The 20,031-nt window shown below is 63.5% G+C and carries 20 protein-coding genes, 1 tRNA gene and 1 riboswitch; of the genes, 8 read left to right on the forward strand and 13 right to left on the reverse strand.

Translation table 11 applies throughout. From position 1 onward, the window contains the following. Positions 1-73 precede the first annotated feature (73 nt). Positions 74-325 (forward strand): DUF7662 domain-containing protein, encoded by a 252-nt coding sequence (locus tag ACQ6S1_RS03420; protein WP_445039742.1) that lies wholly within the window; start codon positions 74-76, stop codon positions 323-325. A 99-nt stretch (positions 326-424) separates the two neighbouring features. Here ACQ6S1_RS03420 and ACQ6S1_RS03425 read toward each other — a convergent pair whose 3' ends face one another. From ACQ6S1_RS03425 to ACQ6S1_RS03440, 4 genes are read right to left on the reverse strand one after another with little or no spacing between them, the layout of a single operon-like run. Further along, entirely contained in the window at positions 425-1,033 is a 609-nt protein-coding gene (locus ACQ6S1_RS03425) for an ABC-type transport auxiliary lipoprotein family protein (protein ID WP_445039743.1), read from the reverse strand. Positions 1,034-1,085: 52 nt separating this feature from the next. Then, complete coding sequence (locus ACQ6S1_RS03430; protein WP_445039744.1) at positions 1,086-2,378, reverse strand: MCE family protein; 1,293 nt, start codon at positions 2,376-2,378, stop codon at positions 1,086-1,088. 9 nt (positions 2,379-2,387) lie between these two features. Then, the gene (locus ACQ6S1_RS03435) at positions 2,388-3,182 is read right to left on the reverse strand and encodes an ABC transporter ATP-binding protein (protein ID WP_445039745.1); all 795 of its coding nucleotides are present in this window, start codon (positions 3,180-3,182) and stop codon (positions 2,388-2,390) included. 1 nt (position 3,183) lies between these two features. Continuing rightward, positions 3,184-4,299 (reverse strand): ABC transporter permease, encoded by a 1,116-nt coding sequence (locus ACQ6S1_RS03440; protein ID WP_445039746.1) that lies wholly within the window; start codon positions 4,297-4,299, stop codon positions 3,184-3,186. Between the two features lie 159 nt (positions 4,300-4,458). On the opposite strand from ACQ6S1_RS03440, the gene dgcA reads away from it, so the two are divergent. Continuing rightward, a complete protein-coding gene (gene dgcA, locus ACQ6S1_RS03445) occupies positions 4,459-5,439 on the forward strand; it encodes an N-acetyl-D-Glu racemase DgcA (protein ID WP_445040256.1) in 981 nt (326 codons plus the stop codon). Between the two features lie 97 nt (positions 5,440-5,536). Further along, positions 5,537-5,875, forward strand: coding sequence for a hypothetical protein (locus ACQ6S1_RS03450; RefSeq protein WP_445039747.1), 339 nt, complete (start codon positions 5,537-5,539; stop codon positions 5,873-5,875). Here ACQ6S1_RS03450 and ACQ6S1_RS03455 read toward each other — a convergent pair. The 4 genes from ACQ6S1_RS03455 to ACQ6S1_RS03470 all read right to left on the reverse strand — a co-directional run bounded on the left by ACQ6S1_RS03455 (position 5,863) and on the right by ACQ6S1_RS03470 (position 9,691). Beyond that, on the reverse strand, positions 5,863-6,885 hold the full coding sequence (locus tag ACQ6S1_RS03455) for a glycosyltransferase family 4 protein (RefSeq protein WP_445039748.1): 1,023 nt from the start codon (positions 6,883-6,885) through the stop codon (positions 5,863-5,865). The two genes, ACQ6S1_RS03450 and ACQ6S1_RS03455, sit on opposite strands and share 13 nt — an antisense overlap. Before the next feature lie 23 nt (positions 6,886-6,908). Beyond that, on the reverse strand, positions 6,909-7,727 hold the full coding sequence (locus ACQ6S1_RS03460) for a UDP-2,3-diacylglucosamine diphosphatase (RefSeq protein ID WP_445039749.1): 819 nt from the start codon (positions 7,725-7,727) through the stop codon (positions 6,909-6,911). 65 nt (positions 7,728-7,792) lie between these two features. Continuing rightward, positions 7,793-8,620, reverse strand: coding sequence for a bifunctional hydroxymethylpyrimidine kinase/phosphomethylpyrimidine kinase (thiD, locus tag ACQ6S1_RS03465; protein WP_445039750.1), 828 nt, complete (start codon positions 8,618-8,620; stop codon positions 7,793-7,795). Then, a riboswitch (TPP riboswitch) is annotated at positions 8,610-8,724 on the reverse strand. Its footprint overlaps the gene before it by 11 nt. Positions 8,725-8,761: 37 nt before the next feature. Next, a complete protein-coding gene (locus ACQ6S1_RS03470) occupies positions 8,762-9,691 on the reverse strand; it encodes a DMT family transporter (protein WP_445039751.1) in 930 nt (309 codons plus the stop codon). A gap of 203 nt (positions 9,692-9,894) precedes the next feature. On the opposite strand from ACQ6S1_RS03470, the gene ACQ6S1_RS03475 reads away from it, so the two are divergent. The 3 genes from ACQ6S1_RS03475 to ACQ6S1_RS03485 all read left to right on the forward strand — a co-directional run bounded on the left by ACQ6S1_RS03475 (position 9,895) and on the right by ACQ6S1_RS03485 (position 11,949). Then, entirely contained in the window at positions 9,895-10,113 is a 219-nt protein-coding gene (locus ACQ6S1_RS03475) for a hypothetical protein (RefSeq protein WP_445039752.1), read from the forward strand. Between the two features lie 107 nt (positions 10,114-10,220). Continuing rightward, positions 10,221-10,904: a hypothetical protein gene (locus ACQ6S1_RS03480; protein WP_445039753.1), complete on the forward strand. Its 684-nt coding sequence runs from the start codon at positions 10,221-10,223 to the stop codon at positions 10,902-10,904. 136 nt (positions 10,905-11,040) lie between these two features. Then, positions 11,041-11,949 carry a LysR family transcriptional regulator gene (locus ACQ6S1_RS03485; RefSeq protein WP_445039754.1) on the forward strand — a complete coding sequence of 303 codons (909 nt, stop codon included), beginning with the start codon at positions 11,041-11,043 and terminating at the stop codon, positions 11,947-11,949. A 43-nt stretch (positions 11,950-11,992) separates the two neighbouring features. Here the strand turns inward: ACQ6S1_RS03485 and ACQ6S1_RS03490 are convergent, their stop codons facing one another. Then, positions 11,993-12,352, reverse strand: coding sequence for a BA14K family protein (locus tag ACQ6S1_RS03490; RefSeq protein WP_445039755.1), 360 nt, complete (start codon positions 12,350-12,352; stop codon positions 11,993-11,995). 168 nt (positions 12,353-12,520) lie between these two features. Between ACQ6S1_RS03490 and ACQ6S1_RS03495 the strand changes: the two genes are divergently transcribed. Then, on the forward strand, positions 12,521-14,668 hold the full coding sequence (locus ACQ6S1_RS03495; protein WP_445039756.1) for a putative bifunctional diguanylate cyclase/phosphodiesterase: 2,148 nt from the start codon (positions 12,521-12,523) through the stop codon (positions 14,666-14,668). On the opposite strand, the gene ACQ6S1_RS03500 is transcribed toward ACQ6S1_RS03495, so the two are convergent. Further along, positions 14,619-15,764, reverse strand: coding sequence for a glycosyltransferase family 4 protein (locus ACQ6S1_RS03500; RefSeq protein WP_445039757.1), 1,146 nt, complete (start codon positions 15,762-15,764; stop codon positions 14,619-14,621). The two genes, ACQ6S1_RS03495 and ACQ6S1_RS03500, sit on opposite strands and share 50 nt — an antisense overlap. Positions 15,765-15,867: 103 nt before the next feature. On the opposite strand from ACQ6S1_RS03500, the gene ACQ6S1_RS15400 reads away from it, so the two are divergent. Then, positions 15,868-17,457 (forward strand): glycosyltransferase, encoded by a 1,590-nt coding sequence (locus ACQ6S1_RS15400; RefSeq protein ID WP_508162243.1) that lies wholly within the window; start codon positions 15,868-15,870, stop codon positions 17,455-17,457. 273 nt (positions 17,458-17,730) lie between these two features. Here the strand turns inward: ACQ6S1_RS15400 and ACQ6S1_RS03515 are convergent. The 3 genes from ACQ6S1_RS03515 to ACQ6S1_RS03525 all read right to left on the reverse strand — a co-directional run bounded on the left by ACQ6S1_RS03515 (position 17,731) and on the right by ACQ6S1_RS03525 (position 20,030). Further along, a tRNA-Lys gene (locus ACQ6S1_RS03515) sits at positions 17,731-17,806 on the reverse strand. Positions 17,807-17,891: 85 nt separating this feature from the next. Beyond that, the gene (locus ACQ6S1_RS03520) at positions 17,892-18,443 is read right to left on the reverse strand and encodes a sugar O-acetyltransferase (RefSeq protein WP_445039758.1); all 552 of its coding nucleotides are present in this window, start codon (positions 18,441-18,443) and stop codon (positions 17,892-17,894) included. Positions 18,444-18,512: 69 nt separating this feature from the next. After that, positions 18,513-20,030, reverse strand: a complete 1,518-nt coding sequence (locus tag ACQ6S1_RS03525; RefSeq protein ID WP_445039759.1) for a tripartite tricarboxylate transporter permease — start codon at positions 20,028-20,030, stop codon at positions 18,513-18,515. Position 20,031: the final 1 nt, after the last annotated feature.

Here is a 20,031-nt window from a genome sequence, read left to right on the forward strand (position 1 = left end):
GAGTCATGAGGGTTGAAAAAGGGGCGCTTGGCGCCCCTTTTGTTTCGGCGCACCGCCAATGTGAGAGGGACCAATGGCGAAATATGATCCGCTTCGCGATCACCTTCTGTCGCAGCGCAATCAAGAGTTCACGCTGACCTTCGCAGAGATCGAAGCGATCTTCAGCGACCTCCTACCGAAGAGCGCCGAACGGCCGGAATGGTGGGCCAATGAAAAGAGCGAACGCACAACGCACGTTCAGCGAAATGCGTGGCGCGATGCCGGATACGACGCCTTTTTGCAGAAGGGCCGCGAGCGCGTGACCTTTCGAAAAACGAAAGGCTGATGGCGACCTCATAAAAACTAATCCGGATGGGGCATGCCTGCGGACAAGGCGTTCGACGAAAACGCGATTGCCTGAACGCAGTGACAGAACCGGCAGTCCTCAGACCTGACCGTTCGTCCAGTTCACGATCTCGACGAGGACCTGCCACAGGGCGGCGTTGAGGCCGTGGGAGGCGCCTGCTCCGCTGACATCGGCGACGGGAGCCTGAGCCTGGAAGACACGGCCCGCGCGCACGCGGCCATCACGGTCCACGATGCGGGTCGCGATCTCGATCACGGCCGTGTTCGTGCTGCCGGACACCGACACTTCGAAGGCCCGAATTTCGGTTAGAAGCTGGAAATCGGCGGCGATGCGGTCCTGAGCGCGACCGACGGAGCCGATGCGGCCAGCGTTCTCGAAGGCCTGGACGAGGCGCGTCTGGAGCAGGCCGGGCAGCGTGTCAGAATATTGCGCGGCCGGAATGTAGGTAATCTGCGGCCCGATGCGGGCCACCATGCGGTTGGAATCGAGCGTCTGGATGGCGCTCGGCATTTCAACGGCGAGCACGCCACGGCGCACATTGCGATCCGGCGTAAAGGGCGGGGGCGCGCTGAGATCGAAGGTCGCGGACGGGGCCTGTTTGCCAAGACCCGCGCACCCGCTGAGCACGAGGGCGAGCGCAAGAACGGACACATTGCGCGCGGAAGCGTGCTTGATGATGGACGGCACCCTGACCTCTCAGCCCCAAGCAAGCGGCCCAAGCCCCTGGCCGCAAAGCAAACTAGCGGCGCGGAGCATACTCCGGAACGCCGCCTCCTCCAAAGATAAACCGTTGCGGATTGCGCTCGAGATCACGCACCACACGGTCCACTCCCTGCAGAGTTTGCCGTCCGCTGGAAATAAGTCCACTCAGATCGCGCAGGCCCTGCCCAGTAAAATTGGAGATGTCACCCGAAAGAGACGCCGTGCGCTTGTCGAGATTGTCGGACAGAACGCGGATGGACTTGGCCGCTTCGCGAACTTCGTCGAACACGCCGCTGTTCTGCCCTTCGCCAAGAAGCGAATCCGCCCGCACGAGAATGCCGTCGATACGCGTCGAGGCCTTGTTCAGGCGATCGGACAATTCACGGGCATCGGCCACGATCTCATCGACCGACGGCGCGTTGCGCTTGAGGGTCTCGGAGAAGGCCGCGGTGTTATCGAGCACCTGCCGCACCCGGTCGGGATCGACCGCCGCGACCACGGAATGAACGCGGGTCAGCGTCTCATTGAGGTTGGCGCTGGAGCGGACGAGGTTGGTCGTCACGGTCTCGGCGTTGCCGAGCACCACGTTCAGCTTTGGCCCGGCCTCGGTCATCGTGGCCGTGAACTTCTCGGTCGACTCGACGATGCTGGCGATCTTCTGCGGATCGATGGCCTGCACGATGCGGCGGGCATCCCCGGTCAGATCACGCAGGGGGCCGGCCACTTCCGACACCGCGCTCGCCATATCGCTGGTCGCTCCCAGCAGGTTCTTGATACCGTCCGAATTGGCGGCCAGCGCGTCGGTGAACTTCTGGACATTGGCGACCGAATCCGTCAGCGGGCCGCGATTGTCGTCGATGAACTCGCCAAGCTGGTTCAGCAATCCGCGCGCGCCCTCCATCAGATCCTGATAGGTGGACTTCTGCGCGACGATGACCGGCACCCCGCCCTCCGCCGCCTGGAGCGGCGGCGCGTCCGGCTGGCCGCCCTGCAGCATGACCGAGGCGACGCCTGTGACGCCCTGATATTCGAGCTGGGCCTTGGTGTCCGAGCGGACCGGAACCGTGGAATTGACGGCGATGGTGGTGGAGATACGACCCGGCTGGTCGGGAACGATATCGATGGCGGTGACCTCGCCGACGTTCACGCCGTTGAACAACACCGCGGACCCGCGCGAGAGGCCGGACACGGAACCGTCAAAGACCACACGGTATTGCGCGCGGTTGCCCTGATCGGCCTTGCCGGTGAACCACCAGACGAAGCTGAATGCGCCGACGACGACGGCCAGCGTGAACAGCCCGATGACGAAATGATTGGCCCGGGTTTCCATCTGTGTCCGTTACACCCTTTCGCCGGCGGCGGCCCGCGCGCGAGGCCCCCCGAAATAGGCTTTCAGCCAGGGATGCGTGGCGCGGCGCATATCAGACATGGGCCCTTCGGCGAGCACCTTGCCGTCGCCCAGAGCGGCGATGCGGTCACAGGCGTGCGACAGGCTGTCGAGGTCATGCGTTACCATGAAAACCGTCAGCCCCAAAGTGCGCCGCAGAGTGAGAATGAGCTCGTCGAAATCCTGCGCGCCGATGGGATCGAGGCCCGACGTGGGCTCGTCGAGGAAGATGAGTTCGGGGTCGAGCGCGATGGCGCGTGCGAGCGCGGCGCGCTTGATCATGCCGCCCGAAAGCTCGGAGGGGTAAAGGTCGGCCGCCTGCGGCTTCAGCCCGACGAGTTCGAGCTTCAGCATGGCGACATCGTCCATCAGCCGCTGCGAGAAATCGGTGTGCTCGCGCAGCGGCACCTGAATGTTCTGCTTCACGGTCAGCGACGAGAACAGCGCGCCATGCTGGAACAGCACGCCCCAGCGCTGCTCCACCGCCATGCGCTCCTTCGGGCTGGCGCGATCAAGATCGACGCCGAACACCTCGACCGTGCCGGCGCGCTTCGGCACGAGACCAATGATGGTGCGCAGCAGGACCGATTTGCCGGTGCCGGACGCCCCAACCACGCCCAGGATTTCTCCGCGCTGCACATCCAGATCGAGATGGTTCAGCACCAGCCGGTCGCCGAAACCGGCGGCAAGATCGTGCACCCGGATGATGATCTCGTCGGAGATGGGATATCCGTCTTCGCCGTGCATGTCAGAACCCGATCGCAGCGAAGAAGATGGCGAACAGGCCGTCGAGCACGATGACCATGAAGATGGATTTCACCACCGAGGCGGTGGTGCGGCTGCCAAGGGATTCCGCCGAACCCTCGACCTTCATGCCCTCGATGGAAGCGATGAGGCCGACGACGAGGCCCATGAACGGCGCCTTCAGCATACCGACGAGGAAACTCTCGATGGTCAGCGTGGTGGGAAGGCGCGCAAGGAAAGTCTCGAGACTGATGCCACCGTAGACGACCGCAACCAGAGCGCCGCCCGCCATCGAGGCGATCATGGCCAGAAAAGTCAGCAGTGTGAGGCCGACGATGAGCGCGAAAATACGCGGCAGGATCAGAACCTCGATGGAATCGAGCGCCATGACGCGTATGGCGTCGATCTCCTCACGCATCTTCATCGAGCCGATCTCGGCCGTGAAGGCAGAGCCCGAACGGCCGGCAAGCATGATGGCGGCCAGAAGAACGCCGAGTTCGCGCATCGACAGGATGCCGACGAGATCGACCACGAACACCGAAGCGCCGAAATATCTGAGCTGGAAGATGCTTTGCTGGGCGATGATGGCACCGACCAGGAATGCGATAAGCATCACGATCGGCACAGCGCGCAGGCCGACCAGATCGAGATGATTGACGAATGACGTGAAGCGGAAACGCGTGGGCCGCAACAGAACGCTGCCTGTGGTGGCCATCACCGCGCCGAGAAACGCGACCCACGATTGCAGATCCCGGACAGAGGAGACCATACCGCTGCCGATATCGGCGATGAGCGTATAGAAATTGTTTTCGCGCTTTGTCTGCGGCGCAGGCGGATGATCGTTGCGGCTGATCGCTTCGAGGAGAATCCGCTGTTCCGGCCGTCCGCCCTCGATGGAGCTGGTGCCGCCGCTGGCCGCGATTTCACGCTGGAGGCGGTCGAGAAGAAGCGCGCCCACCGTGTCGAGACGTGAGATGGCGGCGATGTCGAGCTTGATGGCCGCGCCGGCAAGACCGGGCGCCGCGCCGGCCACGAGCTGTTCAAGCTCCCGGGCGTGCCGCGACGTCCATTCTCCCGACAGCCTCAGAAGCTGCCCCGTCCTGCCGGACGTGGTGACCATGTCAGGTTCAGCCGCGAAGGCCAAAGCGTTCTTCCCACGAACGAAATGTCGTAGGAAATTGTACCCGAGCGCCCCCTTCGGCGCAAAGCAAGGCCCCACCACGCGGTGATTTTCACGCCGGCGAGGCTTTACGGGCACAGGTCATCAGGAAGCATGCGTATGCGCAGCGTGGATGTCGACGTCGAGAATTGGCCGATCGCAGGTCGTTTCACCATCGCTCGCGGCTCTCGCACCGAGGCCGTGGTGGTGGTGGCGACGATTCGTGACGAAAGCTTCGCAGGGCGCGGGGAGTGCGTGCCCTATGCGCGCTACGGCGAGAGCGTCGAAAGCGTCACGGCAGCAATTCAAAGTGTGGCGGGAGCGATCGAGGCCGGGGCCGGACGCGAGGAGCTGCAGACGCTCCTGCCCGCAGGCGCTGCGCGCAACGCGCTGGATTGCGCGCTTTGGGATCTCGAAGCGAAGCGAAGCGGCCAACCGGCGTGGAATCTGGCGGGACAGGCGGAGCCACGGCCCGTGACCACGGCTTACACGATTAGCCTGGGCAGCGCGGAAGAGATGGCGGCGGCCGCCGCACGCGCGGCAGCCCGGCCGCTGCTGAAGATCAAGCTTGGCGGGAATGGCGATCCGGAGCGAATCGCTGCCGTGCGGGCGGCAGCTCCGAACGCCCGGCTCGTCGTCGATGCGAACGAGGCGTGGGATGCAGTCAATCTGGCCGCAAATCTCGAGGCCTGCGCGCGGGCTGGTGCCGTGCTGATCGAACAGCCCCTGCCCGCCGGCGACGATTCGGCACTGCAGGAAATCGAGCACGTCGTGCCGATCTGCGCCGACGAGAGCGTCCACGCCCGTGACGGGCTTGCGGCTTTGTGCGGCCGCTATGACGCCATCAACATCAAGCTCGATAAGACCGGCGGCCTGACCGAGGCGCTGGCGCTGGCGGACGAGGCGCAGCGGCTGGGATTTTCGCTGATGGTGGGCTGCATGGTCGGCACGTCGCTGGCGATGGCGCCTGCCCTGCTGCTGGCAGGCCGCGCAGAGTTCGTCGATCTCGACGGGCCGCTCCTGCTGGCGCGCGACCGCGAGCCCGGCCTCGCCTTCGACGGGTCCCTCATCGCACCGGCTTCCCGTGGATTATGGGGATAATGCCGCCTTTCGCCTTAAACACCGGGCAACCTCTGCGCACCTAGAATGCGGTCACGCTCTTCTGCACATCGCGGGCAGGACCGCGACAGGACAGGTTATGACGCATTCCACCGATCCGGCTTTTGAGGACGATTACGAGGCCATCGAGGCCGCCGTGATGGAGACGGCGCGCGGCCGATGGTTCCTGGCCGAATTCGCACGCCGGACCCGGGCCGAAGAGACCGCCTCGCTTCTCGCCGCCATCGATCGCCTGGAAAACGCCATGCGCTCCGGCGTTCAGCCGCTTCTGGCCGCGGCCGAAGCCTCGCGCCCCGCACCGCCGAAGCCTCAGACACAGACGACAGCGACAATCGCCGCCTCGAACGGCGACGCGAAAATGGCCAAGCGGACCACGTCCAACGTCACCTTCGAGAGCAAGATCCTCTACTTTTCCTGAAGCTCGGGGTGCGCGGCCGCGAAGATCATCTCGTTGACGAACATGCGCGCGCATTCCTCCCAGGAATGCTTGAGCGCGAGTTCGCGAGCTTTTTCACGCGGGATATCGAGCGCCGCCAAAGCGGCCTTTCGAAGATCCTTATCGAGGACCCCCGCCCCTGTGCCGCCCACCACATCGAGAGGGCCGGTGACGGGATAGGCCGCGACCGGCAGGCCGCTGGCCAGCGCCTCCAGCACAACGATGCCGAACGTGTCGGTGAGGCTTGGAAAGACGAACACATCGGCGGAAGCATAGAGCCGCGCCAGATCCTCGCCCGTATGCTTGCCGAGAAACACCGCATCCGGGAACTGGGCTTGAAGTGAGGCCAGAGCCGGCCCCTCGCCCACCACGACCTTGGTGCCCGGCAGATCGAGCGACAGAAACGCCTCGATGTTCTTTTCCACCGCGACGCGCCCGACCGACAGGAAGATCGGCCGCGGGAGATCGAGCACGCTCGATTCGCGTGGACGGAACAGTTCCGAATCGACGCCCCGCGTCCAGGGCCGGAGCTTGGTGAACCCGCGCTCGGCAAGCTCGGCCCTCAGCGAGGCCGTGGCGACGAGCGTACCGCGCCCGGCATTGTGGAAGCGGCGCAGGAAGGCGTAACTCCAGCGCTCCGGCACCGGCAGCCGTGCGCGCAGATATTCCGGGAAACGGGTGTGGTAGCTGGTGGTGAAGCTCCACCCACGATTGAGGCAGGCGCGGCGTGCCGCCTGGCCCAGCGGGCCCTCGGTCGCGATGTGGAGATGATCTGGCGCGAACAGGGAGACATGACGGGCCACCGCGCCGGGCGGCGTGATGGCCAACCGGATCTCGGGATAGCTCGGCAGCGGAACGGTGCGGAACTCGTTGGGCGTAAGAACCTGGACCTCGTGGCCCATACGCCGGACCTCCGACGCGACACGGTCCAGTGTGCGCACAACGCCGTTCACCTGTGGATGCCAGGCGTCTGTGACGATCAGGATTCGCATCGCTCGGTGTGGCTGTTGTTCCCTCAGGCCGCGTCCAGGCTGACCGGGACGGGTGCCTCCCTCATCGCATCGTCCTGGATGAGGCGCAAGGAACGATTCCACTTGATGATCTCGAACGAGCCGTCGTCGCTCTCAGCGAGCGCGGTGCAGCTTTCCACCCAATCGCCGGTGTTGAGGTAGGTGATGCCGCCGATATCGCGCATGGCCGCGTGGTGGATATGGCCGCAGATGACGCCTTGCGCGCCGACCCGCGCGGCCTCTCCCGATAGCGCATCCTCGAATTCGGAGATGTAATTCACCGCGTTCTTGACCTTGAGCTTGGCCCAGGCCGAGAGCGACCAATAGGTGAGCCCGAGGCGGCGGCGGACGATGTTGATGTAGGTGTTGATGCCGAGCGCGGTGACATAGGCCCAATCGCCCAGAAGCGCGAGCCAGCGGGCGTGGCGCACCACCATGTCGAACATGTCGCCGTGGATGACGAGATATTTCTTGCCGTCCGCCGCCTCGTGGATGGCTGTCTCGGCGACTTCGATGCCGCCGAAATGCGAGCCGTAATAATTGCGCAGGAACTCGTCGTGATTGCCCGGAATGTAGACGAGCCGGGCGCCGTGACGCCCCTTGCGCAGCAGCTTCTGCACCACGTCGTTGTGGGCCTGTGGCCAATACCAGCTCTGTTTCAGCCGCCAGCCGTCCACGATGTCGCCCACGAGGTAGATCGTGTCGGCGTCGTGGTAGCGCATGAAATCGAGGAGAAGCTCGGCCTGACAACCCTTCGTTCCGAGGTGAACGTCGGAGATGAAGAGCGTTCGAAACCGGCGCGGCTGAGGGCGAGTCGATGTCATGGACACAGCAGAACCACTACCGTGTCACACCCCAATGACAGCGAACGCCATGGCCCCGATTTGGCTTAGCGGGGCGTCCACATGTTGTGGAAATGATGCACAGGCCCGTGGCCCTTGCCGACCTTCAGCGTATCGGAGGCCGCGATGGCACCCGAGATGAAGGCCTTCGCGCCCTGAACCGCCTCGCGGAGGGTCTGACCATTGGCGAGGCCGGCCGCAATGGCGGACGAGAGTGTGCAACCCGTGCCATGTGTGTTTTTGGTGGCGAAGCGCGGCGCGGCGTAGCGTTCGAGGCCGGTTGCGTCGAGCAGGATGTCGACGCTGTCGGGGCCATGGCCGTGGCCGCCCTTGAGCAACACCGCGCGGCAGCCGAGCCGCATCAATTTCTCGGCCTGGCGGACCATGCCGGCCTCGTCCTCGGCCGCGGGTTCATCGAGAAGGGCCGCCGCTTCGGGCATGTTGGGCGTGATGACGAGCGCCTTCGGCAGCAGAACCGAGCGCAAGGCCTCCACCGCTTCAGGCACCAACAGACGATCGCCGCTGGCAGCCACCATCACAGGATCGACGACGAGGTTTGCGGTCGCATCGTAACCGTCGAGCGATGCCGCCACCGTCTCGATGACGGAGGGCTGCGAGAGCATGCCGATCTTTACGGCCTTCACCTCGAGGTCGTCGAAGACGGAGGCGATCTGCTCGGCGATGAAGGTGCGCGGCACATCATGGATGGCGCGCACGCCCTGGGTGTTCTGGGCGACGAGCGCCGTGATGACCGACGCACCATAGACGCCGAAGGCTGCGAACGTCTTCAGATCGGCCTGAACGCCCGCCCCGCCCGTGGGATCGGTTCCGGCAATGGTGAGCGCAATCGATATGTCAGGAGATGTGTCGACCATCCCGCTTTCCTCCGCCGGCATGACCCGGATCAGGTTCGTGGGTTGGCTGGCCGCAAGGCCCCTTGCCTCTCAGCGCACCGGCGTGCGCACCCCAAGCAGATCGATGTCACATAGACGTCGCCGAGGGGCCGCGCAAGCGCCTCACACCGGCGGCGGATCGGCCTGACGGGCGCGGGCGCGCTGGATGCCGAGATGTCGCTCGTAAAGGATGACGATGATGCCGGAGGCGATGACGATGACGCCGCCGACGCCCGCGAAGATGTCAGGCCGGTCGCCGAACGCGAACCAACCGATGACGAGCGCCCAGATGAGCGTGGTGTATTCGAACGGCGCGATGACGGACGCTTCCGCGAAACGGTAGCACTGGGTGAGGAGGATCTGCCCCACCCCGCCGATCAGGCCCGCAGTAACGAGCGCGATCGCGTGGCGCGGCTCGGGAACGACCCAGCCGAACGGGATCGTCATCAGCGCGAAGAACGTCGAGAAGATGGTGAAATAGAACACCACCGTCCCCGTGCTCTCTGTCTGGACGAGGCGACGCACCTGGATCATCGCGCACGAGGTGAGGAAGGCACCCACCAGCGCGAACATGGCGCCGATCGAGGCCTCGCCGCCCGTCCCGGACACGATCTCCGCAAGCTTGCCGCCTCCTATGTGCGGCCACAGCATGACGGCGACGCCGGCCAGACCCACGAGAACCGAGAGCACGCGCACCGCACGCAACGGCTCATGCAGCACGATGGCGGCGAGGATGGTGGTGAAGATCGGCACCGCATAGGACAGCATGGTCGAATCCGGCAGCGGAAGACGCGCCAGGCCGTTGAACATGCAGAACATTGACGTCACCCCGATGCTGGCGCGTACGAAATGGCCGAACGGGCGCGGCGTGCGGAAGGCGCGCGGAATCTCGCCCACCCAGGCGAGCCAGAGCAGGATGGGCACCAGCGCGAACGCGCTGCGGGCGAAGACGATTTCGCCGGGTGGCACGGCATGGCCGACCCAGCGGACCAGGGCGGCCATCAGCGTGAAGCAGAAGGCGGCCGCGATCTTGTAGGTAATTCCCTTGAGCATGGTCCACGAACAGGGAGCGCGTGCGAGTCGCACATTGGGCAGGCGCCCCTTCTAACCCGTTCGGTCATTCGAACGACATGCAAAATCGGCAAACACACCCCAGCAGATCGCATGATGCGATTCCGAGGAACATTTTGACGGCATTGGCGTTTGCCAGCGCTGTTCCCGTCCAAGTTTCGCGTATCGGAGGTTCAAGGCCGCTCATGTCGGACGTCTATATGATCGAGATCGATGACCGGGCTCTCGGTCTCGTCGCCCGCGATCCCGTGTGCGGGACTTACCGTTTTCATGCCGCTTTGCCCGAGACGTTCGAACTCGACGGCAAGCTGTTCGACACGCCCGACGAGGCCCGTCGCGCCGCCCGCAAGATGCTGGGCATGAAGCCGCGCCACACCCTTCAGGAACTCGACTACGCCGCCTGACGGCGTGCAAATGCACAATATACCAACTCCCGCTTGCAGGCCGGAAGCACTGTGCTAGCCTTCCTCTCGCAAGAGCCATCAAGAGCTCTTCACGTAGGGGAAACACCATGAAAACGTACGCATTCGCCTCTCTGGCGACGCTTGCGCTCGTCCTCGCTCCCAGCCTCGCGCTGGCGCAGGAAGCCGAGCCGGACATGTCCCATGCCAAGAAGGTGGAGCAATATGCCCGCACCTTCCTGAAAAGCTGGGGCAATGATCCGAAGCTGCACGAGGCCATCAAGGCTTCCACCGCCAAATCGAAGGGGCTGGGCTATGACGACGTCCAGATTCAGGACAAGGAATGGCAGCTGGCCCGAACGAAGGGCAAGACGGACGAAAAGACGGCAGCAGCGGCCACCAAACTGACCGAGGATCTGGCTGGCCTCGACAAGAAAAGCGCGGCTGAGCACATGGCAGCCGGCGAAAAGACCATCTCGGAAATCCGCGGCAGCGCCACCTCGAAATTCCTGCAGGCCCAGCTCGAAAAAGCCCCCAAGGGCGCGGTGACGGAAATCTTCGTCATGGACGGCTGGGGCTGGAATGTCGGCCAGACCGGGGGCACTTCCGACTTCTACCAGGGCGATGAAGGCAAATGGCAGAAGACCTTTGCCGGCGGTGCCGACGGTGTGGAGGTGCTTCCCATCGTCGAGGAGGACGGGGTCAAGATATCGCAAGTATCCCTCCCCATCACAGAGGGTGACACCAATATCGGCGCCGTGACCATCGGCGTTGATGTCAGCAAGGTCGATTGATGCGAGAGCCGAGGCGGACCGTGTCCGTCTCGGTCAGCCGCCTTCGCGGTATATCTCCGTAAAACCTTCAGTCTTCGCGCCTTCCCCGAACTCGTCTAAGAAAGATTCGAACAACGGGTTCGCGGGTTTTGAGGCGTTGATAGACAAGCTTGAATTCATCTTGGCGCTGGCCCGCGAGGGTCATTTCGGGCGAGCCGCGGAATCCTGCGGCGTCACGCAGCCAACCCTTTCCGCCGGGCTGAAACAGCTCGAGGACGAACTGGGCGTGCGTCTGGTGGACCGGGGCTCGCGCTTTCAGGGCTTTACGGCTGAGGGTGAGCGCGTGCTCGACTGGGCCCGCCGTATCGTCGGCGACAGCCGCGCCATGCGCCAGGAGGTGGAGGCGCTGCGCAAGGGATTGTCCGGCCGCCTCCGCATCGCCACCATCCCCACGGCCTTGCCCATGCTGGCGGCGCTGACCACGCCCTTCCGGCAACGGCACCCCAACGTCACCTTCAACATCATCTCGCGCAGTTCGCTGTCGATCCTGACCCAGCTCGAAAATCTCGATGTGGACGCGGGCATCACCTATCTCGACAACGAGCCGCTTGGCCGCGTGAAAAGCGTACCGCTTTACCGCGAGGAATTCCGCCTGTTCACCTCGGTGGACAGCCCCGTGGGCCGCAAGGAACGGGTGACCTGGGCAGAGGCTGGACAGCTTCCGCTGTGCCTGATGTCGGCGGACATGCAGAACCGGCGGATCATCGACAACATGCTGCGCGAGGTCGGCGCGGATGCGGCGCCTTCGCTGGAGAGCGATTCATTGACCGCGCTCGTCGCCCATGTGCGGACTGGCCAATGGTCGAGCGTGATGCCGCGGAAATTCGCCGACATGTTCGATCTGCCGGCGAATGTGCGAGCCATTCCGCTGGTGGAGCCGGAGGTTTCCCACACGATCGGCCTCGTCGTGGTGGAACGCGATCCGCTGCCGCCCCTGCCTGCGGCGCTGTTTTCAGAGGCGCGGCTTCTTGCGCCTCTCCTGAACGCCCCGGCCAAGAACAAGTAAAAAAACCCGTCCGGAAGGACGGGCTTCGTTCATTGCGCGCCGATCAATCGCAGCGATGGCGGCGGCCGTCACGGCCGACATAGGTGTTGGTGCGACGATCATAGGTCTTGTAGCGCACATCGCAGGCGGTGTTCGCGATCGTCTGGCCAACGGCACGAGCCCCGCCGACGACGGCACGACCGGCCTTGTTGAACAGCGAACCCAGCGTCTCATCGCTGTGGCGGCCACCCCGGCGATAATTCCGGCAATCGCGATCGCGCGGATTGCGAGCGCAATAACGCTCCACCTGACGATGACGCTCGGCATTGCTTTGGCCGCGCTGCGCGTCGGCGGGAGAGCTCATCAGGAAAGTGGAACCGATCAGGGCGGCCGCCAAGGCCGTTGCCGATGCAATGCGCAACATTGTTTAATCCTCCAGCAAGTCTCGAAGCGGAACGAATCCGTGGAGGGAAACGCGTGAGGAAGGTTTCTGTTTCCTGGAAAATACCCTCGTGTTTTCACCCGCTCGAAGAATTGTTCTTAATAAGCTGAAGATAGCCTGTGCTTCGGCCGCATCAGATCGGGATCGGGCATGACCATGCTCCGGCGTTATTTTCCGAAGCAATATTTCATTCCCGTCGTGCTTCTGCTCGGGACCACTTTCGGGTGCCTGTTCGGCCTGCTGTACTCCATGACCGCCACACAGGATCAGATGGAGGCGGAGCGTGAGCGCCAATCCGTGAACAGCGCAACGGCGCGCGCTGTGGAAGTGGCAATCCGCGATCTTCAGGATTACGCGATCTGGGACGACGCCGTCCGCCATATCGCCATCGCCTTCGACCGCGAGTGGATCGACGACAACATCGCCGCTTATCTCGTGACGTTCCAGGAATACGAGCACCTGTTCGTCATCGACAATCTGTCCTCTCGCACGATCTATTCGTCCTCTACGAAATCCCCGACGGAACAGCCAACCGCGATTTCCGACGAACTCGGCCAAGGTGCCGTGCAGGGACTACGCAGCCTCAATATTGTGGGTGACGATCAGCTGCCGATCACCGGCGGCTTTTCCCGTCAGGGAGATCGCCTGTTCCTCTATTCCGCAGCCCACATCCTGCCGCTGACAAACAAGGTCGAACTGCTGCCGGGGCGCGATCTCTCGATCGTCATCGCGAAGGAATTGAGCCCCTCCTATCTGCAGATCTGGCGAAACCGCCAACAGACGAAGGCTCTGGCGCTCTCCTTTGCAACCCCCGCCGAGGACACACAATTTCAGCCGATCCGGGACCGGGACGGCAACATCCTCGCCTATCTGACGTGGCACGTGGAGAGCCCTGGCCGGGAATTGATGCGGAGGATATTGCCCGGTTTCGTCCTGATCGGCTTGATATCGCTGCTCGCGGCCTGGGCAATCCTGCAACGTGCGCGCATGGCGACCGAGGCCCTGCACCGCAGCAAGCAGAAGGCCCAATACCTCGCCAATCACGACAGCCTGACGGGGCTTCCAAACCGCCGCGAGCTGCTGGGCCGATTGCGCAGCATCTCCCCCGATCACCCGTTCCACCTGCTGTACATCGATCTCGACGGGTTCAAGGAAACCAATGATGTGTACGGCCACGCGACCGGCGATGAATTGCTACGCGAATCGGCCGTGCGTTTGTCCCGCGCTGTGGGGCCGGAGCATTTGATCGTGCGTGCCGGCGGGGATGAGCTGGCAGTGCTGATCCTGGAAATCGAAGGCAAGGCCGTCGAAAAGATCGCCGACCGTATCCTTCGCGAGTTCGACGCGCCGTTTCGTGTAAGCGGTTACAACATCGCAGTCGGTGCCAGCATCGGGATCGCCGGCAATTATGAGCCGATCGACGAGGAGGAGATCATCCGCCGCGCCGATCTCGCCATGTATGCTGCGAAGACCAACGGCAAGAACGGCTGGTGCCATTACGACCCGGAGATGAACCGGGAAATCGAGCTACGGCGCGAGATCGAAGGCTCGCTGCGACTTGCCATCGACAATGACGCGATCGACGTGGTTTTTCAGCCGATCGTCGACGCCCGCACCGGCAAGATCGTCAACGTGGAGGCGCTCGCGCGCTGGACCGACCCCGTTCTCGGCGCCATTCCTCCGGACAAGTTCATCCCCGTCGCGGAGCAGAGCGGACTGATCACGCGGCTGGGGCGCAACGTGCTGATCAAGGCCTGCCGTGCCGCACGGGATTGGGATGTCGACCTGTCGGTCAATCTGTCGCCGGCCCAGTTCTGGGACCGGGGGCTCGGCAGCCGCGTCCAAGCCATACTGGAGGCGGAGGGCTTCCCCGCCCATCGGCTCGAACTCGAAATCACCGAACGCTATTTATTGCGCCGCCCCGATGATGCCGAGCGGATTCTGCAATCCCTCCGGTCGATCGGCGTGCGGATCGCGCTCGACGATTTCGGCTGCGGCTTTGCGAGCATCGGCTATCTGCAGCGATTGTCACTCGACGCCATCAAGATCGACCGTTCCTTCGTGGAAAAGGTGGCGACCGACGTGGAAGCCGCCGATCTGGCGCGGGCCATCGTGGCGCTCGGCCTCGCGCTCAAGCTCTCCGTGACGGCAGAAGGCGTGGAAACCGAGGATCAAGCGCGGGTGATGAAATTGTTCGGCTGCACCCACATTCAGGGATGGCTGCACGGCCGCCCGGTACCGGCATCCGTCATGCAGAGCTTGCTGGACGGGTCTCGCATGCGGCAGGCCGCCGGATAGGATAACCGGGCCGCGCGCAGCTGCAATCGACAACACGCAGGATCTCGTCGGCGACGATCCGCTTCACGACGTCACGCGAATAACGCTCAGCCGCATGGGCGCGGGCCTCATGGGCCATCCTCTCCGCCTCGGAGGGATCCTGGACAAGGCGATGGATGGCATCCGCCATATCCTGTGCGCGTTCTGCAAGGACGTAATGCTCGCCGGGCACGAGATCGAGCCCTTCCACCGCCTGAGCGGTCGCAACCACGATCAGCCCGGCTTCGATCGCCTCCAGGATCTTGATGCGGGTGCCGCCGCCCTGCCGCAAAGGCACGACGGCAAAATCGGCTTGCGCCAGGAGAGGCGCCATATCCGGTGGATCGGCGCTGATCGAAACGCGGTGGCTCGCCAGACGCCGCACCTTCGATGACGGCGACCGCCCGGCGATCACAATGGAGGCCTCCGGGTTCAGACGCAGGAGACACGGCAATATTTCGTCAGCCAATTCGCGCGCGGCAAGGACGTTCGGCCGGTAGCTGAGATGGCCCGCGAAAAGGAGCCGAGGCTGCCATGAGGCGCGATGCGGTGATGATTTGGCAATGACGCCCTCCGGCGTCGCATTCGGCACCACGCGTACGGCGCGATGCGGCACGAATTGGAGAAGACGCGCGCGATCAATTTCCGAACACACCCAAAGCGCGTCCGCCATTTCGCCGGCGCGGAGCTCTGCCTCCTGCAACGCAGACTCGACGGAGGCCATCTGACGCTTCCGGAAGGGGCGGTGCCAGGGGATGCTTGCCGCAAGCTGGCGTGCGAGCCCGGACTCGACATTGTGCATGTCCACCACCACCCGGCAGCCATAGTCCGCCAATACCGGGAAGATCTGCTGAAACGCAGCGCCCTCCACGATGACAAGATCTGGCGCCCGATCGGCGAGGATTCCCGCGAAGCGGGCCTTCTCTCCCGGCTCCAGCTGGAAAATTCCATTGCGCCAATATGCCTTGGCCGGTCGTTTCCCGATGAAGCCGGCAGCCCCCTCTGATAAAGATTCGGCGCCCCCATAGAGGCTGACGCGTTGCGTCTCTCCAAGCTCTGCCAACACATCGGTATGCAAGGAATTGCGCAGATCGGCGCCTGACTTTCGCGAAGACAGCGGATCGGCGATTACGATGAGAGTGCGGATCTGAATGGGACACGCCGAAGAGCTGGGGAACAAGATGATACCGAAGATCATCCATCAAACGTGGAAGACACGGAAGGTTCCCGAAGAATTTCATGAATTTTGCCAGACTTGGACAGCCCACAACCCAGAGTATACATATCTATTCTGGACAGATCGGGACCTGATCGACTTCGTGGGTGAATTCTACCCGCATCATCTCGCGACGTTCTGCAGCTATCCCCAAGGTGTTCAGCGCGCAGACGCCGCCCGCTACATGCTCCTCCACCATTTCGGCGGCATTTACGCGGACATAGATACCGAGTGCCGACAAGCACTTGACCCGCTGATGGATGATGATCGGATCATTCTGTGCGAGGAGCCCGAAGCCCATCGTTTCGCAGGAACGGATCGTGGCCTGCCGAATCTTCTGTTCAACGGCGTGATGGCCAGCCCGCCCGGGCACCCCTTCTGGCTTCATCTGCTCGAGCGAATGGAGGAACTGCGCCACAGCCCAGACGTGCTGGATTCCACCGGGCCTTGCCTGCTGACAGCGACAATTTTTTCGTACCCTTTCACGGACACGATCCGGATCGAGGAAGCCAACCTCTTCAACCCTGTCGACGCCCATGGACGAATTGCGGAGGCTGCTCACGGCACCCAATGCTACGCCGTTCACCATTGGGCGGGCACATGGTGGCGGCCGAAACCTCGCCGCTGGATCACCCGACAACGGCGTCAATGGATGAAAAGATTCTTCCGGATGAGAGCACGCCTGACCGCCGGCGAACATCTCGATCCCCGGGCCGCGCAGGCCGGTGTCTCACCGGAAAGCCTGAACCGCCCTCCTCCGGACGGCGAAAACATCGCCATCCTCGTGCCGCTGCGCGACGCAGCTCAGCATGTCGCATCCTTCCTGAGCGCGATCGAGAAGCTCGACCTTCCTACGGAGCAGGTGAAGCTCGTTTTCTGCGAGGGTGACAGCCGCGACGACACGTTCGAAGTGCTCACACGGCTCGTGGAGCCGCTGCGCGGTCGTTATCGGGATGTGATCGTTCTGCGCAAGGATCTCGGAACACGCATGGAGCGGGAGCACCGCGCCCGTCGCTCGCTTCAGCGCGCGCGTCGTGCGGGAATTGCCGCGGTGCGCAATCATCTGATCGATCACGGACTCGACGAGACCGACGATTGGGCGTTGTGGATCGACGTCGACGTGTGGCGGTTCGCATCGGATATCGTTCACCAATTGCGCGCCGCGCAAGCCCGCATCGTGGTGCCAAATTGCGTCACCGTGCCGGGCGGCGACAGCTTCGACCGCAACAGCTTCCTCAGCAGACCGCTGCTGCGGGAGTATCATTACGAATATTACAGCGCGATCCAGGACGGCCTGTTCCAACCGCGTCCCGACCGCAGCCGCCTGTTTCGATTCCACCTCAGCGATCTTCGCCACAGCGAGCGCGTCACGCTGAACGGCGTCGGCGGCACAATGCTGCTCGTCGATGCGGCGCTCCATCGAGGAGGGCTGCGCTTCCCCGAACTGCCCTACAAGCAATTGATCGAAACGGAAGGGTTTGGGCAATTGGCGTGCGATCTTGGCATCCAGCCCATCGGCCTGCCCCGGGTCGAAATCCTGCACGTGCCCTGGTGAGGGCTGACGCCAGCTTGCCGGTCGCGGCCCGACCGCAACGGCCGAGATCCCTTGCCCGCCAGCACGGGTCTCGATCGGTTTCGCCCGCATCGATGTTCGCCCCAGACAGGAAGGTCACGAAAACGCTGAGAGTCCTACGCGAGACTTTAAGACCTAACGATGAGTCGGACGTCCGACTTTACGACCCGCTAAAAGGGTCGGATGTTCTATCTGCGTTCTCGTGGGGAGATTTTGAGGCGGGGAAGAAACACCAACCAACTCAAGGAGTTGGGATGGTGGGCGCACTAGGGCTCGAACCTAGGACCCGCTGATTAAGAGTCAGCTGCTCTACCAACTGAGCTATGCGCCCGCCTGCGGAGAGCCGTGCTCGCCGCGAGCCGGTGGGTAGCAAAACCACCCGCCGATGTCCAGCGATCTTGCGACGTTTCCGTGAATTAGTTTCGGATCTGGCGAGCCGGATTGCCGACGACACTGACGCCGGCCGGAACATCCCGCGTGACCACGGCCCCGGCCCCGATCAGGGCATCGTCCCCGATGGTGACACCCGGCAGGATGATGGCACCGCCGCCGATCCAGACATTGCGGCCGATATCGATGGGCCGCCCAAACTCGAGGCCCGAACGGCGCTCTTCCGGATCGCGCGGATGGTCGGCGGTATAGATCTGAACCGCAGGGCCGATCTGGGTGCCGTCACCGATGGTGACCCCGACCACGTCGAGGATCACGCAATTGAAATTGAGGAAGACGTCGCGACCGAGACGGATGTTGGTGCCGTAATCGCAATGGAACGGCGGCCGGATCACCGCGCCCTCGCCCACCTCGGCAAGGCGCTCGGCCAGGAGCGCCCGACGCTGCTCCGTCGGCATCGCGAGCGCAGAATTGTAAGCCACCATCCACACTTTGGCTGCGGCGAGATCTGCCTGCAATTCGGGATCGCTGGCGCGGTAGAGCTCGCCCGCCAGCATCTTTTCCTTCTCGGTGCGCATGGCGTCCTCACTTCTGGTCCTGAAGGACGGCTATAGCCCGCTCTGAGGAGACGGGCCAGACGCCGAATGTCAGCCTTCCTCTTCGACGAACACCTCTTCTCGCTTCTTCTTCACCGCCGGCAGGAAGACGATGACCAAGGCCAACGCAGCGAGAACCAGCAAAGTGGCGCTGATGGGCCGCTGCGAGAAATTGAAGAAGATCGTGGGATCGCCGCGCGAAATGATCATGGCGCGGCGCAGATGCTCCTCCAGAAGCGGGCCGAGCACGAAGCCCAGAAGAAGCGGCGCGGGTTCGCAATCGAGCTTCAAGAGGATCCAGCCCACGAAGCCGAACAGGGCGATGGCATAGAGATCGAACGGATTGCCGTTGACCGACCAGACGCCGATGGAAGCGAAAGCGAGGATGGCCGGGAACAATGCGCGATAAGGAATACGCAGCAAGCGCACCCAAATGCCGATCAGGGGCAGATTCAGAATGACCAGCATGAGGTTGCCGATCCACATCGAGGCGATCAGACCCCAGAACAGATCGGGCTGCTCGCGCGCCACATTCGGGCCCGGCACGATGCCCTGGATGATCATGGCGCCGATCATCAGCGCCATGACGGGATTGGCCGGGATGCCGAGCGTCAACATCGGGATGAACGAGGTCTGCGCGCCGGCATTGTTGGCGCTCTCAGGTGCCGCCACCCCCTCGATGGCTCCCTTGCCGAACTTTTCGGGATTGCGCGAAACCTTCTTCTCGACGGTGTAGGCCGCGAAGGACGCCAGGATGGCGCCACCACCGGGCAGGATGCCGAGCACAGAACCAAGAACCGTGCCGCGCAGGATGGGCGCCACCATGCGCCGCATGTCCTCGCGCGAGGGCATGAGGCCTGCCACCTTGGCGATGATCGGCTCGCGCGTGCTTTCCGTCTCCATGTTGCGCAGGATTTCGGCGAGGCCGAACACGCCGGCCGCCACCGCGACGAAATTGATGCCGTCGGCAAGCTCGAGACGGTCCAGCGTGAAGCGCGGCGTGCCGGTGTAGATATCGGTGCCGACGAGGCCGAGGATCAGCCCGATCAGGATCATGCCAAGGGCCTTCAGGACCGAGCCGTGGGCCAGGGCGATGGACGAGACAAGACCGAGCACGACCAGCGAGAAATATTCCGGCGGGCCGAAGCTGAGCGCGACTTCCGTCAGCGGAGGCGCGAACACGGCGATAGCAACGGTGGCGACCGTGCCCGCAAAAAACGAGCCTATGGCAGCCGCCGCCAAGGCCGGCCCTGCCCGCCCCTGCCTCGCCATCTGGTAGCCATCGACCGACGTGACGGCTGAAGAGCTCTCGCCCGGCATGTTGATGAGGATGGCGGTGGTGGAGCCGCCATATTGCGCCCCGTAATAGATGCCCGCCAGCATGATGAGCGCGGGCGTCGGATCGAGCGCAAAGGTGATGGGCAGCAGCATCGCCGTGGTGGCTGTCGGGCCGAGCCCGGGAAGCACGCCGACCAGCGTGCCGAGCAGCACGCCAATGAAGCAATAGAGCAGGTTTTCAGGCTGGGCCGCCGTGGCCAGGCCGAGCGCGAGATTGCCGAGAAGATCCATC

It is taken from the genome of Terrihabitans aquatilis (genome assembly GCF_052542005.1).